General features: G+C 68.7%; 15 protein-coding genes. 10 read left to right on the plus strand and 5 right to left on the minus strand.

What is annotated here, in order from left to right; genetic code table 11:
* The first annotated feature begins 178 nt into the window (after window positions 1-178).
* Entirely contained in the window at window positions 179-913 is a 735-nt protein-coding gene (locus ABD817_RS21870; RefSeq protein ID WP_344919930.1) for a GntR family transcriptional regulator, read from the plus strand.
* Window positions 914-1,073: 160 nt separating this feature from the next.
* On the opposite strand, the gene ABD817_RS21875 is transcribed toward ABD817_RS21870, so the two are convergent.
* A complete protein-coding gene (locus ABD817_RS21875) occupies window positions 1,074-2,297 on the minus strand; it encodes a TolB family protein (RefSeq protein ID WP_344919931.1) in 1,224 nt (407 codons plus the stop codon).
* Window positions 2,294-2,794 (minus strand): SigE family RNA polymerase sigma factor, encoded by a 501-nt coding sequence (locus ABD817_RS21880; protein ID WP_344919932.1) that lies wholly within the window; start codon window positions 2,792-2,794, stop codon window positions 2,294-2,296. Before ABD817_RS21880 ends, ABD817_RS21875 begins: the two co-directional genes overlap by 4 nt.
* A 165-nt stretch (window positions 2,795-2,959) precedes the next feature.
* Between ABD817_RS21880 and ABD817_RS21885 the strand changes: the two genes are divergently transcribed.
* On the plus strand, window positions 2,960-3,724 hold the full coding sequence (locus ABD817_RS21885) for a nucleoside/nucleotide kinase family protein (protein ID WP_344919933.1): 765 nt from the start codon (window positions 2,960-2,962) through the stop codon (window positions 3,722-3,724).
* On the opposite strand, the gene ABD817_RS21890 is transcribed toward ABD817_RS21885, so the two are convergent.
* Both ABD817_RS21890 and ABD817_RS21895 read right to left on the minus strand, forming a co-directional pair.
* Window positions 3,721-4,536, minus strand: coding sequence for an MBL fold metallo-hydrolase (locus ABD817_RS21890; RefSeq protein ID WP_344919934.1), 816 nt, complete (start codon window positions 4,534-4,536; stop codon window positions 3,721-3,723). The two genes, ABD817_RS21885 and ABD817_RS21890, sit on opposite strands and share 4 nt — an antisense overlap.
* Complete coding sequence (locus tag ABD817_RS21895) at window positions 4,530-5,105, minus strand: dihydrofolate reductase family protein (protein WP_344919935.1); 576 nt, start codon at window positions 5,103-5,105, stop codon at window positions 4,530-4,532. Before ABD817_RS21895 ends, ABD817_RS21890 begins: the two co-directional genes overlap by 7 nt.
* 96 nt (window positions 5,106-5,201) lie before the next feature.
* Here ABD817_RS21895 and ABD817_RS21900 point away from each other — a divergent pair, with 96 nt between their 5' ends.
* The 3 genes from ABD817_RS21900 to ABD817_RS21910 all read left to right on the plus strand — a co-directional run bounded on the left by ABD817_RS21900 (window position 5,202) and on the right by ABD817_RS21910 (window position 7,192).
* Entirely contained in the window at window positions 5,202-5,654 is a 453-nt protein-coding gene (locus ABD817_RS21900) for a winged helix-turn-helix transcriptional regulator (RefSeq protein ID WP_344919937.1), read from the plus strand.
* Between the two features lie 175 nt (window positions 5,655-5,829).
* Complete coding sequence (locus ABD817_RS21905; RefSeq protein ID WP_344919938.1) at window positions 5,830-6,075, plus strand: hypothetical protein; 246 nt, start codon at window positions 5,830-5,832, stop codon at window positions 6,073-6,075.
* 418 nt (window positions 6,076-6,493) lie between these two features.
* Complete coding sequence (locus ABD817_RS21910; protein ID WP_344919939.1) at window positions 6,494-7,192, plus strand: TIGR04282 family arsenosugar biosynthesis glycosyltransferase; 699 nt, start codon at window positions 6,494-6,496, stop codon at window positions 7,190-7,192.
* Window positions 7,193-7,291: 99 nt separating this feature from the next.
* On the opposite strand, the gene ABD817_RS21915 is transcribed toward ABD817_RS21910, so the two are convergent.
* Window positions 7,292-8,578: an endonuclease Q family protein gene (locus ABD817_RS21915; protein ID WP_344919940.1), complete on the minus strand. Its 1,287-nt coding sequence runs from the start codon at window positions 8,576-8,578 to the stop codon at window positions 7,292-7,294.
* Window positions 8,579-8,699: 121 nt separating this feature from the next.
* On the opposite strand from ABD817_RS21915, the gene ABD817_RS21920 reads away from it, so the two are divergent.
* The 5 genes from ABD817_RS21920 to ABD817_RS21940 all read left to right on the plus strand — a co-directional run bounded on the left by ABD817_RS21920 (window position 8,700) and on the right by ABD817_RS21940 (window position 14,236).
* Entirely contained in the window at window positions 8,700-9,506 is an 807-nt protein-coding gene (locus ABD817_RS21920; protein WP_344919941.1) for an SAM-dependent methyltransferase, read from the plus strand.
* A gap of 546 nt (window positions 9,507-10,052) precedes the next feature.
* Window positions 10,053-11,372, plus strand: a complete 1,320-nt coding sequence (locus ABD817_RS21925; RefSeq protein WP_344919942.1) for an ABC transporter substrate-binding protein — start codon at window positions 10,053-10,055, stop codon at window positions 11,370-11,372.
* 122 nt (window positions 11,373-11,494) lie between these two features.
* Window positions 11,495-12,484: a carbohydrate ABC transporter permease gene (locus tag ABD817_RS21930; protein ID WP_344919943.1), complete on the plus strand. Its 990-nt coding sequence runs from the start codon at window positions 11,495-11,497 to the stop codon at window positions 12,482-12,484.
* Window positions 12,477-13,319, plus strand: a complete 843-nt coding sequence (locus tag ABD817_RS21935; RefSeq protein ID WP_344919944.1) for a carbohydrate ABC transporter permease — start codon at window positions 12,477-12,479, stop codon at window positions 13,317-13,319. Before ABD817_RS21930 ends, ABD817_RS21935 begins: the two co-directional genes overlap by 8 nt.
* Before the next feature lie 11 nt (window positions 13,320-13,330).
* Window positions 13,331-14,236, plus strand: a complete 906-nt coding sequence (locus ABD817_RS21940) for a carbohydrate kinase family protein (RefSeq protein WP_344919945.1) — start codon at window positions 13,331-13,333, stop codon at window positions 14,234-14,236.
* Window positions 14,237-14,245: the final 9 nt, after the last annotated feature.

Raw genomic sequence — 14,245 nt, forward strand, 5'->3', positions numbered from 1 at the left:
AGTGTCAACACTGCCGCGGTGGCGCGGAGGCGGTACCCCATCGGTACTCCCAGAGGTCAGATATTGGTAAGTAATTGGCTTGCTCCGCATAGGGTGGCTCTTGCTACTTCTGGCGTCAAGACCTGTTTTTTCCGGGATGACAGGTAACAAATAGGTAAGATCTTGGTAAGGTGGGGTGGTGACTCTAAACATGAGGTCCGGGCTCAAGCGCGACCGGGTGCGCGACGTCCTGCTCGACTTCATCGCCGACATGAAGCCGGGCGAGGCGATCCCCTCCGAGCGGGATCTCTGCAAGGAGCTGGGAGTCTCCCGGCCCACGGTGCGCGCGGCGATCGACGATCTGGTGATGTCGGGGCTGCTCGTCCGCGAGCACGGGCGCGGCACGTTCACCGGGCCGCACCGGGTCACCCAGGCACTCGCCTCGACCACGGGCAACTCGTTCTACGCGCCGCCCGCCGAGGGCAACTGGCTCAGCAGGATCCTGGAGTTCGGTTCCACCCCCGCGGGCGCCCGGCTCGCCACCCGGCTCCAGCTCTCTCCCGCCGACCCCGTCCTGAGGGTCGTGCGGCTGCGGGTCGTCGACGACGAGCCCATGGCGATCGAGCGCATCCACCTGCCGTACGCCCTGGTCGGCGGCCTCGTCCCGGCCGACATGGAGTCGGGCTCGTTCTACCGGCTCCTGCGGGAACGTTTCAACGTCGACGTCCGCACCGCCGTGCAGACGATAGAGCCCACCGTGACCGACGAGACAGAGGCCGAGCTCCTCCACGTCCCCCAGCACGCCCCGGCCCTGCTCTTCGAGCGCACCACCCGCGACGTCGGCGGCCGGATCGTCGAGTTCACCCGCTCGATCTACCGCGGCGACCGCTACCGGGTGACCTCGGAGCTGTCCTTCAACGCCGACTCCGGCTGATCCCGGGCTCTCCGCCGAGCCCGGCGGCCTTGGCTGACGTCGGCTCGCTCCGGGGCTGTCCCGGGTCCGTTCCGAGGCCGCTTCGGTCGCGAGGCCCGCCGAGGGGAGCTCGGCGGGCCTCGGCCCTGGGGATTGCCCGGGTATGAGCCCCGGCCCTCCCTTACTCGATCGCGGCCAGGTCCACGACGTACATCTTCTCCCCGACCTGATAGGTCATCAGCCGGTCGGCGCCGCCGTCGGGGATACCTCCCCCACCGTCCTGAGGCACGCCCAGATCGGCGGACGTGCCGGTGACCACGTCGTAGAGGGCGATACCTCGCCTGAAAATCCTCTTGTAGAACCGATCCAGGCCGGGATCGTCGTTTATCTGGACCTCGGGAGGCAGCGCCCGCTCCCGGGAACCGTCGCGCTCGCGGACGAAGGCGCGTGGGCCGGGCCCGTTGGCCGGGCCATGGCCGTAGCACCGCGCGACGCCACACCTGACGAAGTTCTCGCCGGGCCTGATCACGGCGTCACGCCGCTCCCTCGTCTTGACGTTGAACAGTTCGGCGAAGGCGGCCTGCTTGAGGTGGCGGCCCGCCCAGGGCCACCGCAGGAGGTGCTGTCCCTCGGTGCCCGGAACCGCCCGGGGCTCGCCGCCGCGCAGCGGCACCCGGTACACCCCGCCGCTCTCGCGAGAGAAGACCACGTCCCGGCCCACCACCTCCAGTGCCCTGATGTGGCCCTTCTTCATGACGTTCTCCAGCGGGACGTCTGCCACCTTCCGAGGGGTGCCGCCGACGGCGGGCACCGTCCAGATCCGGGCGACCCGCTGCCTGCCCGATTCCCTGTACGACGCCCACCAGACGATGTCCCCGCCGCCGGCGGTGACGTCTTCGGCGTAGAGCGTCGAGTTCCTGGTCGGGATTTCGGCGATCCGCCGGGACCCGCCGTTCTCCAGGTCGTAGCTCCACAGGAACTGCTTCGCCCCGTCGCCCGCTCCCGTCGTGACGATCAACGTCCGGTCGTCGAGAAGCGACTGCGGGTAGTAGACGCGGCCGTCGGGCAGCCTGGCGGGGATCTTGTGCAGGGCCCGAGGCCATATCCGCTCGATGGGCGGCGGCAGCTTCTCCTCCGGTAGCGAGGTCGACTGTGGCATCGGTCCCTGCGTGCCCGTGGCGTTCACCGCGGGCTGCCGCACGGCCGACGAGCCCAGGGTCCGCACCGCCGTACCCGCCCCACCGGCCACCACGACCACGGCCGCCGCCGCGAGCAGTGCGGCGGGTGCCCGCCGGGGGCGGCGGCGTGCCCTGACCGTTGCCGACAGCCTGACCCGCGCCCGCTCGGGTACCTGGTTCGCCGCTCCGGCCAGGACGCGGCTCAGCTTGTCTTCGATGTCGGTCATCGCGCGCTCCCGTAGGCCGCCGGTGAGGTGGAGAGGGCGGAGCGCAGCTTGTCCAGGCCGCGGGAGGCCTGGCTGCGCACGGTCCCCGGGGAGATGCGGAGCACCTCGGCGATCTCGGCGTCGGTCAGCTGCTCGTAGTAGCGGAGCACCAGCACGGCGCGCTGTCTGCGGGGCAGCGCGGCCAGTTCCCGCCAGAGTCCCTGGTCCTCCTCGGAGGGGAAGACCGCCTCCCAGGTCCGTTCGGGCGGCTCCCCGGTGAGATGCTCGTGCCTGCGCCGCCGCCAGATGCTGATGTGCAGCCGCGCCATCGTCGTCCGGGCGTAGCCGTGCGCGTCGGTCTTGTGCCGCACCCTCGGCCAGGCGTCGCGTAACCGGGTCAGCGCCTCCTGCGTGAGATCGGCGGCGTCGTGCGGGTTGCCGGTCAGGACGTACGCGTAGCGGAGCAGCGCCTCACTCCTTTCGGCTACGAAACCGTCGAAACCGGGTTCGTCACTCACATGCCGTCCCTTCTCCATCGTCACCGCATAGACGTCGAAGGGCTGGAAAGTGTTGCACCACGCCACCGGCGCGTACGGGCCGCTCTGGATGTCGGCGGGCGGCTCGGCTACGTTCGTTCAGATGACGATCCCCTCGGCTGTCCCGGTTCGGGGCGGCCTGCCCCGATGACATCCCTCGACGACCTGGTGATCCGGGCCCGCTCCCTCGTCCGAGAGGGGCGCCGCGCGCTGCTCGGCGTCACCGGAGGCCCGGGGGCGGGCAAGACCACCCTCGCCGAGCACCTGGTCCGCCTGCTGCGGCCGGTGCCTCCCGAGGGCCTGCCGGAGCGGGAGTGGGTGGCGTACGTGCCGATGGACGGCTTCCACCTCGCCGACGTCGAGCTCGACCGGCTCGGGCGCCGCGACCGCAAGGGCGCCCCGGACACCTTCGACGCCGCCGGGTACGCGGCCCTCCTCCGCCGCCTGCGGGAGGACGAGGACGACGTGGTCTACGCGCCCGCGTTCGAGCGCGACCTGGAACAGCCGATCGCGGGCAGCATCCCGGTCCCCCGGGCCGCCCGGCTCGTCGTCACCGAGGGGAACTACCTGCTGCTCGACCGCGGCGACTGGACACGCGTGCGGGCCGGGCTGCACGAGGTCTGGTACTGCGACCTCGATTCGGACGAGCGCGTGCGCCGCCTCGTCGCCCGGCACGAGCGCTTCGGCAAGGCTCCCGACGCCGCCGTGGCCTGGGCTCTGGGAACCGACCAGCGCAACGCCGACCTCATCGCCACCACCCGTCCCCGCGCCGACCTCGTCATCCCGGACGCCGTCCTGCGTTCGATCGACGACCGCATGATCGGAGACCGTTCGATCGACGACCGTTCGATCGACGACCGCGAGACGGAGGCCGGTCGACAGGGGCCGGTCGACAGAGGAACGCAGCACTAGCCGGGCGTTCCGTCGCGTTCGCCTCTTCGGGCGAAGCGCTGGAGCTGCCGTTCGTGCACGCCGGTCACCCACTCCCAGCCGGGCCTGGCGGATGGGCCGACCCTCGGGTCGCCGGGATCGTGGCCGTCGCGCACGGCGAGCACGTACGCCCGGTCCTGGTCGATCCGTGCGCGTACCCGATCGGCTCCGCCGACGGACCCGTGGCCGGGGACGACGACCTCGACATCGTCCGCCACGCCGTCGAGCAGCCGTAGCGCGGCGAGGTGGTCTTCGATCGGGTCGGCGGTGCCGTTCGGATCGAGCATCGGGATCAGGACATCGGACAGCATGTCACCGGCGACGAGAACGCCGCGTTCCTCGATCAACAGTGCCGCGTGGCCCGGGGCGTGTGCCTGATGCTCGATGATCCGGACCTCGGGGCCGTCCCACGGAATTCGCGCCGTGCCCGAGGGCAGGCCGGTGATGAGACCGAGCAGGTCCAGCGGTACCTCGTCGGGGATGCCGAACCGGCGTGCGTCGATCCCGCCCGACAGCCGATCCCTGACGGTGTCCGCGCAGCGGGCCGTACCGTAGCGGGGCGCTTCGCCGAGCCCGGGGTGCCAGAGCAGGTGATCCCAGTGCGGATGGGTCGAGAAGCCCGCCACGACGGTCTGGCCCGAATCCGACAGGTCGCTCGCGAGGCAGGCGAGTTCGTCGTCCAGCACCCCGGCGTCGATGAGCAGCACGCCGGTGCCGCCCTGTACGACAACGGCGTTGCTCTGGCAGAACTCGCTCTCGTGGATCAGGACACCCTCCGCGACTCGCGTCAGCACGGCGCCACCTCCTTCGCGTCGCGGATGGCGTAGCGGTGCATCGTGACACCCTGCGCGAACGATCGCTGCTCAAGCAGGTCGAGATCGATCGGCAGGTCGTAGTCGTCGAACAGCGGTCTGCCGAAGCCGAGGATCGCCGGGTGGGTGAAGAGCAGCAGCTCGTCAAGCAGCCCGGCCCGGAGAAGCCGCGTCGCGACCGCCGCGCCGCCGACCCCGATGGTGCCGTCGGTCTCGGCCCGGAGCGCGGCGAGCCGCTCGATCGCGTCGTCTCCACCGATGATCCGGGTGTTGTGACCGGCGCTGTGCCGGGTGCGGGAGACGAGCACCTTGGGCTTGGTGGTCCAGATCTCGCCGTACTCACGCAGGACATCCGGCAGCGAGGCGTCCTCGCGCGCCCGTGGCCAGTATTCCTCCATCGTCTCGTACATGACCCGGCCCTGGACCATCAGGGCGAGCGCCTGCGCCCGGGTGTTGAACTCGCGGTGCAGCTCCTCGTCGATGCGCAGCCACTCACCCGCGCCGTTGTCTCCCGGAACCTGCTCGATCCGCAGGTCGAGGGACACGTTCATCCAATATACGAAGTGGCCCATCATCTCCTCTTCCCGTATAGTGATTGCGTTTTGCAACTACTACATTGAGGGCGAAACACCTGTCAAGGAGGAATCGTGGAACCACGGTCCGGGTGTCCGATCAACGCCGCTGTCGAGGTGCTCGGAGATCGCTGGTCGTTGCTCGTGCTTCGCGACATCATCTTCGGCGACCGCCGCTACTTCCGGGTGCTGCTCACCGGGTCGATCGAGGGCATCGCCTCGAACATCCTCGCCGACCGCCTCGTGCGGCTCGTCGAGGCGGGGATCCTCACCCGCGGCACCGCGGCGCGGGGGCAGCGCGCTCGCTACAGCCTCACCGAAGCCGGTATCCAGACCCTTCCGATCATTTACGCCCTCGGCAACTGGGGCCTCGACTGGTGCCAGGGCAGCGCCGAGCTCAGGATCCGGCAGCAGCTCATGCGCGACGAGGGGCCGGCGTCCGTCGAGAAGCTCATGGACGAGCTCCGCGTCCGTCACCTCGGCGCCCCGCCGAAGCCACACGACGGCCCAGGTCCGCCGGTGCTGTGACCGGGAACGTCCGCCGGGTTCGGAGTGCGCGTCCCCTGCCAGGAGCACAAAAGTGCACGAAAGGGGTATTCGTTCCGAATGGGACTCGGTATGAGTCTTGAGGGTCGACGTGGTTCGTCTTTCCGGAAAAAAGGCGATATCTCCGTCGAATCATCCGCACGTCATGGGAGAACCCATGTCCGTTGCCCGCTGTACCGCCATCGCCATCGCCGTCCTCGTCGCCTCCACGGTGACGCTCGCCGCGCCGGCCGCGTCCGCCGCCCTCATCCCGCCCCAGCCCGCGGTGGCGAGCGAATGCTCCCTCTTCGGGAAGGTGACCGTCAGGAAGGGTGATCGTACGGAGACCTGGACGTGGGGTCCGGGCTACCAGAGCTACCAGAGCAATGAGAGCAGCTCCCGGACGTTCACGGAGAGCATGTAGGGGCGCTGCCCCGAGTGTGACCCGGCCCTGTCGTGTGGGCGCCGCCTGAATTCGGCCGTCGTCCGCACGACGGGGCTCCGGGGGAGAGAGCGATCGCGGTTCGCGGTCGTCGCGAGCGGGCGTACCTGCCCCCGTCCGTCTCCCGGATTCCCGAATATTCTCTAACCGTGGGCCTGAACCGGTCATTTCTTGGAAGCACGCCACCTTCTCTCCAGGGGGAGCCCGTCCACCGGCCTTAACGTCGAACGATGAAGATCGACGTGGTGCCGCCCCGCCCGGACGGGGAGGCGGCTCTGATACGCCGGGTCGTGGCCGATCGAGCGGACGCATGAGCCGCGCCGGGAACGGGCGGTACGGCGCCGGTCCGTTTCCTCACACCCGGGAGGAGCTTTCCCGGGACGAGATACTCCATGGCGACATGTCCAGGAACCGGCGGCCCTGGGGGGAGCCGTCGCGGCACGTACCGTCCCAGGGCGGGCCGCCCGGGGGACAGGTCGTGGTGATCGCCAGGGAACCGGTGCCCGGGGAGGTCAAGACCCGGCTGATCCCGCCCTTCACCGCGCATGAGGCCGCCGCGCTGGCCGCCGCCGCCCTTGAGGACACGTTGCGCGCGGTCGCCCGCGTCCCGGTCGCCCGGCGCGTGCTCGCGCTCGACGGCGCCCCGGGGCCCTGGCTTCCCCACGGGTTCACGGTGCTGCCGCAGCGCGGGGACGGGCCGGACGAGCGGCTCGCCGCGGCCTTCGACGACGCCCACCGGCTCCTGCCCGTGCCCGTCGTACTGATCGGCACGGACACCCCGCAGGTCACCCCGGACATGCTGGCCTACGCCCTGTCCATGTTCAGCGCCTACGACGCGGTGTTCGGCCCGGCGGCGGACGGCGGGTTCTGGCTGCTCGGGCTGCGCGCTCCCGACCCCGCCCTCCTGCTCGGCGTCCCGATGTCGGAGCCGACCACCGGCGAGGTCCAGCTGCGGAGGCTGGGGGAGGCCGGGTTGAGCGTCGCCCTGATGCCCCGCCTCACCGACGTGGGCACCGCGGCGGACGCGTTCGTCGTGGCCGCGCAGGCCCCACGCTCCTTCTTCGCCGCAGCCCTCGCCAGGATGAGCGCGCTTCGATGAACGGAGCCCGGGAGGCCGCGGTCGGCAGGGCCTGGAACCGGCCCTGAAGGCGGGGTCTGGAACCGGCCCTGGAAGCGGGACCGGTGAGGAAGGCGGGGTCTAGAAGAGTGTCGGGGTGGTCTCCTCGTTCGCGCGTTCCAGCTCGCCCGGTTCGAAGAGCCGGATCACGCCGTACGTGCCGTCGTACCCCGGTTCCCGGATCACCTCGCCGCGGCGCAGCCGTTCGACGGCCTTCGCGAGCGGCGGTGAGTGGGCCGCGATGTCGCCGACCGGCACGTCCTCCAGGATCCTCAGTTCGGGACCCAGGGCGGCGGTGAGCCTGTCGACCTCCTTGAGGACCTTCTTGCTCTTCGACCCCACGTCGAGGATCTCGCCCACGATCTCCGGCAGCGGTACGAGGCTGCGGAAGCCCGCGACGCCCTCCGGCCGGAAGCCGTCAGGCCGGTCGGCCAGATCCCGGACCCGGCTCAGCACGCCCACCGTGAGCGGCTTCCCGCACACGGGGCAGATCCCGTCGCGCCCGCGCGTCTCCTCGGGGTTCGTCCGGATGTCGCACCCGCGGTGCCCGTCGAGGTGGTACTTGCCCTCCTCGGGGAAGAACTCGGTCGTTCCCGCGTACCCGGTCCCGGTCTGGAGCGCCCGCAGGACGGCGAAGTAGTCGAGGTCGGTCTCGAACACCGTGGTCTCGCGGCCGACCATGGGCGGCGAGTGGGCGTCGGAGTGGCTGACCAGCCGGTACCGGTCGAGGGCGGAGACCCGCCAGTTCATGGCCGGGTCGCTGGACAGCCCGGTCTCCAGCGCGAAGATGTGCTCGGAGAGCTCGCCGTAGCACTCCTCGATCGTGTCGAACCCGGACTTCGAACCGAAGACGCCGAACCACGGCGTCCAGACGTGGGCGGGGACCAGATAGGCGCCGTCGCCGCTGCTCAGGGTGACCTCCAGCAGGGCGCGGGAGTCCATGCCGAGGATGGGCCGCCCGTCCGCGCTCAGGTTGCCGATCCGGTCGAGCCTGGCGTTGAACGCCGCGGCCTCGTCGAAGCCCGGCATGTAGACCAGGTGGTGGATCTTGCGGGTGCGTTCGCCGCGCCGGTAGATCGTGGAGATCTCCGTGGACAGCATGAACCGCACCTGGCCGGGGGCCACCCCGGCGGGCGGCGGCCCGAGGGCCTCCAGGTCGATCTCCTCACGCAGCCGGAACAGCCCCGGCTCCGCGGGCACGAGATTCTCGCGTAAGTGCTCGAACCACGTCGGATGGGTGAAATCACCGGTGCCCATCAGCGCGACGCCCTTGCGCCGCGCCCACCACGTCAGGTGCTCCAGGTCGCTGTCTCTGCTGCAGGCCCGAGCGTATTTCGAGTGAATGTGCAGGTCAGCATGGAAACGCATCCATCACATTCTGCCACAGGCCAGTTATGAAGATCCGAAAAGCCGGTATCCGACGGTAAAGATCCACAATCTCGCGGGTTCCCCCTATCATTCCCTGAAGACGAGGGGCGGTGGTGAGGGCATGACCGAGCAAAACCGTGTTCCGGCAGGTGTCGATCCAAGCATCCCGAGCGTTGCTCGAATGTACGACTACTACCTCGGAGGCAAGGACAACTTCGCCTCCGACCGCGAGGCCGCCGAACAGATCGTGCGGATAGTGCCCGACATCCGGCGGATAGCCCGGGACAACCGGGCGTTCCTGTCACGAGTCGTCGAGCTTCTCGCGCGTCAAGGCGTGCGGCAGTTCCTCGACATCGGGTCGGGGCTGCCGACGCAGGACAACGTGCACCAGGTCGTCCATCGCGTCGCGCCGGAGAGCCGGGTCGTCTACGTCGACAACGACCCCATCGTCATGGTGCACGGTCGCGCGCTCCTGGAGGACAACGTCTTCACCTCGGTCGTCCAGGCGGACATGCGAGAACCCGAGAGGCTCCTGGCGCACCCGCAGATCGAGGGCGCCCTCGACTTCACCCGGCCCGTCGCCGTGTTGATGATCTCGATGCTGCACTTCATCCCGGACGAGGATCTGGTCACCCGCATCATGGCCGTGATACGCGAACGGCTTGTCCCGGGTAGCTACCTGGTCATCACGCACGCCTTCGCGGCCGACGTCAGCCCCGACTCGTACGAGGCCGGACAGGAGGTCTACCGTTCGACCAGCGCCGGAGCGCTCACCTCGCGTGGCCCGGAACGGTTGGCCGAGCTGATGAGGGGATCCGAACTGCTGGAGCCCGGGGTCGTTCCCGTGGAGGCGTGGCGGCCCGAAGGCAAGGAGGTCACCGCCGACTTCACCAAGGCCGGCATCCTCGGCGTCGTCGGGCGGCTCTGACCGTCCCCGTCGGCTCCGATCCGGCCTTGTTCGTCCCGGTCCCGCCCACCTCGACGGCGTCATGGTCCGGCGGAGAGGATCCGTGATCATGATCTTGATGGCCCCGTTCCGGTAAGGCCCTTCTCGCTTTCGCACGCCGGGCACGTGTCGGAGGGGTGAAACCTTCGCCCGCCGCGCTGGACGCGATCGACTCCGGCCGCGATCCCTGAGTCCGGTCGTGATCCCGGCCGTGATCCCGGTTCCGCCCGCGTCGTCTGACGTCGTCTGATGTCGTCCGCGACTCCCGGGCCGCGTTCCTGCCTCCTGCCTCCTGCCTCCTGCCTCCGGTCCCGACCCTCGTCCCGGCACGTGTCCGGTGTTCCCGGTCGTGACAGCTTCGCGCAACAGGTGCTCGTCTTGGAACAGGACGGTCATCAGCCGACCCGATAGTGATAGATAGATCTCAAAAGATGTTCTATTGACACCAACTGTAACCTGATGTTCAAATGGCAACACTCAAAGGCAAGGTAAGCCCCCCGCTTGCCATTTCTCATCAGGAGCGGCGCGATGAAGTCCCAACCCCTCGCAGCTGGTGTCTCCGCACTACTTCTTGCCGTCGCCCTGACCGCCTGTTCCGGTGGAAGTTCCGAATCGGACAGTACGACCGGTTCCGGTGATGCCCCCGTCACACTTACGTACTGGGCGAGCAACCAGGGTGCGAGCCTGGAGAACGACAAGGAGATCCTGACGCCGGAGCTGGCCAAGTTCACCCAGCAGACCGGGATCAAGGTCAACCTGGAGGTCGTTCCGTGGAGCGACCTCACCAACAACACCCTCGCCGCGGCGGTGAGCGGGCAGGGGCCCGATGTCCTCAACATCGGGAACACCAACGCGACGACGTTCCAGTCGACCGGTGCCTTCCACCCCTTCGACGACGCCGCGCTGCAGAAGATCGGCGGCAAGGACCGCTTCGTCGAGAGCGCCTTCGCCACGGCGGGCCCGCCCGGAGCGGCCCCCACCTCGATCCCGCTGTACAGCCAGGTGTACGCGCTGTACTACAACAAGAAGACCTTCGCCGACGCCGGGTTGCAGCCCCCCACGACCTGGGAGGAGCTGGTCTCGGCCGCCCAGAAGCTGACCGACCCCGCGAAGAAGAAGTACGGCATCGTCATCCCCGGCGGCACCGTCAACGTGAGCATGCACTTCTCCTACATCTTCAGTGAGCAGTACGGCGGCTCGGCCTTCGACCAGGCGGGCAAGCCGTCCTTCACCTCCCCCGGGATGATCAACGGCGTCAAGCAGTACGTCGACCTGATCGGCAAGCACCACGTCGTGAACCCGAGCGCCGCGCAGTACACCGACTCCGCGCAGGCCGCCGGAGACTTCGCCCGGGGCGACGCGGCCATGTACATGGCGCAGACCTCCGGGATCAACGTCCTAAAGCAGAACGGCATGGAGCCCGACCAGTACGGCATCGTGCCGATCCCGGCGCCCGCGAGCGGCACCAAGATCTCAAGCTTCGTCGCGGGGACCAACCTCTCCGTCTTCAAGAACACCAAGCACCTCGACGCCGCGCTGCAGTTCGTGAAGTTCATGACCAGCGACGAGGAACAGCAGATCCTCAACAAGGCGTACACCACCCAGCCCGCGGTCAAGGGCGCGTCCGCCGCGTTCACCGACGACCAGGAGAAGCTGGACGCCTTCACGAAGATCCTGGCCGAGCAGGCGAAGCCGTTGCCGCTCATCCCGGGGATCCAGGCGTTCCAGGCCAACGTGGGTGGCGAGGTCGTCGGGCTCATCGCGAAGGCGGCGACCGGGGCCACCATCGGTGACGCCGAGATCAAGGCCGCGCTGGAGCAGGCCCAGCAGAAGATGGGCGCCAGCTGAGTCCCGTCCGGCACGACAGACTCCGGCACAACCGACAGAACTGACAGCACCCACCGAACCACGGGTTGGCATCGTCCCACGTCAGCCCAGCACCCGGGACGATGTCACCCGAGGAGAACGAAATGGCAGTGACGTTCCCCAGGAGCTCCGCGCAGGGGCCACCGGGCGAGCAGGAGCCGGACACCGACCAGCCGCAGCGCACGAGAAGGTTCAGCTGGGCGCAGGCCGCGCCCTACCTGCTGATCCTCCCGGCGGTCGCGTTCGAACTGCTCGTCCACGTCATCCCGATGGTCGTCGGGATCTTCATGAGCTTCATCCAGCTCACCCAGCTCTACATCACCAACTGGTCGGCGGCGCCGTTCGCCGGTGCGGGCAACTACGGCGTCGCGCTGGACTTCTCCGGCCCGCTCGGCTGGCAACTGCTGCGGTCCTTCGGCATCACCCTCGGCTTCACGGTGCTCGTCGTCGGCATCTCGTTCGTCTTCGGGATGTCGGCGGCGCTCGTGCTGCACCGCCTGGGACGCGGCCGGGGTTTCCTGCGCACCCTGTTCCTCATCCCGTACGCGCTGCCCGCCTACGCGGGCATCATCATCTGGAAGTTCATCCTCCAGCGGGACAACGGGCTGCTCAACCAGCTGCTCGTCGACGGTCTGCACCTCGCGAACGAACGGCCGTTCTGGCTCATCGGCGGCAACGCGTTCGTCTCTGTCGTGGTGGTGTCGATCTGGCAGCAGTGGCCCTTCGCGTTCCTGATGTCGATGGCCGGTATGCAGGTGATTCCCGAGGAGCTCTACCAGGCCGCCGCGATCGACGGGGCGAGCACCTGGCAGCAGGTCCGCCACATCACGCTGCGCATGATGCGCCCCATCAACGCCGTCCTGCTACTGCTGCTGTTCCTGTGGACGTTCCGCGAGTTCAACACCCCGTACGTGCTGTTCGGGCCGACCCCGCCGGAATCCGCGGACCTGCTGACCGTGCACATCTATTCGAGCTCGTTCATCACCTGGAACTTCGGCCTGGGTTCGGCGATGTCGGTGCTGCTGATGCTCTTCCTCGTCGTCGTCGCCAGTCTGTGGGCCCTGTGGAACAGGAGAGTGAACCGCGATGCGTGAGCAACTGTCGTTCCGCGTTTTCCGCTGGGTGGTGCTGGTCCCCCTCGCCGTGTTCACGGCCGTCCCGCTCTATGTGATGGTCACGTCGTCGCTCAAGCCGCTGCGGGACGTGCAGGGTGAGTTCCAGTGGTGGCCGACGAACCTGACGTTCGACCCCTTCGTCGACATGTGGACGACCGTTCCGCTGGCCGACTACTTCGTGAACAGCCTGCTGGTCACCAGCGTCGCGACACTGTTCAGCGTCGTCATCGCGATCTTCGCGTCGTACGCCATCTCGCGCTACCGGTTCCGCGGCAGGGGCGCCTTCTCCGGGGTCGTCCTGTCGACGCAGATGTTTCCCGGCGTGCTCTTCCTGCTGCCGTTGTTCATCATTTTCGTCAACATCGACAGAAGCCTCGGGATCCCGTTTCTCTACCAGACCAGGATCGGGCTGATCGTCACCTACCTGACGTTCACCCTGCCATTCTCCATCTGGATGCTGGCCAGCTATATGGACGGCATACCGCGCGCCCTCGACGAGGCCGCGAAGGTGGACGGCACCACGGCACTCGGCGCGCTTTTCCGGGTCATCCTGCCCGCCGCGCGACCGGGAATCATCGCGGTCGCCGTCTATTCCTTCATGACCGGCTGGGGGGAAATCCTTTTCGCCTCGCAGCTGACCAACAGCGCCACCCGCACCCTCTCGGTCGGCATGCAGAGCTACGCCACCGAGACGAATGTCTACTGGAACCAGGTCATGGCCGCGGCCCTTGTCGTGAGCGTGCCGATCGTCGCCGGATTCCTGGTCCTGCAGCGATATCTGGTCACCGGCCTCACGGCCGGAGCGGTAAAGTAGGGGCGCGGGAAATGACATTGGATGTCATCTGCGTCGGAGTTGTCACCGTTGACACGATCGCCATGGTCGAGCGCATGCCCGCCGAAGACGACCGCGTGCTCGGCGAGCCCTTCGTGGTCGCCGGGGGCGGTCCCGCCGCGACCGCGGCGGTCACCCTCGCCCGGCTGGGCGCCTCGGTCGGTTTCTGCGGTGTGGTCGGCGACGACGCCGCCGGAGAGCTCAGCCGACGTCTCCTGGACGAGGAGGGCGTCGACACCCGCTGGCTGCGGACGCGCCCCGGCGTACGGACGCCGCAGAGCATGATCGTGGTGTCCCGCGCGTCCGGTTCCCGGTCCATCGTCACGTCGCCCTCGGTGCCCCCCGATCCCGGTTCCGTACCGGTACGCGCCTCCCGGTGGCTGCACGTCGACCAGACCGGATACGGCAGCGCGCGGGCCGCGCTGCGGGGCGAGACGGACGCGGCCTCGCTGAGCGTCGACGGCGGCAATCCGATCCCCGGGCTCGACCTCGAAGACGTCACACTGTACGCGCCGACCGTCGGCGCGTTGCGTGACGCCTTCCCGGCCGAGGACGTGCCCGGAAGCCTGCGGGCCGCCGCCTCGGCGGGTGCCCGCCAGGTGGTGGCGACCGAGGGTGGCGACGGATGCCAGGTGCTCGTGGACGGCCGGGCCGTGCGCGTCCCGCCGGTGGTCGTCGACCCGGTGTCCACCATGGGAGCGGGCGACGTCTTCCACGGCGCCCTGCTCGCGGGGCTGGTCGAGGGCATGTCCCCGGTGGAGGCGGCCTGGCGGGCCAACGTGGTGGCGGCGCTTTCCTGTCGTTCCCTCGACGGCAGAAGCGGCATCCCCGACGCCGCCGAGACCGGAAAATACCTATCCACGATGCGACCCGCATCGCGGATTGATGAATACAGGTGAACGGAGAGA

This window comes from Streptosporangium oxazolinicum (genome assembly GCF_039537505.1).
Taxonomy (GTDB): Bacteria; Actinomycetota; Actinomycetes; order Streptosporangiales; family Streptosporangiaceae; genus Streptosporangium; species Streptosporangium oxazolinicum.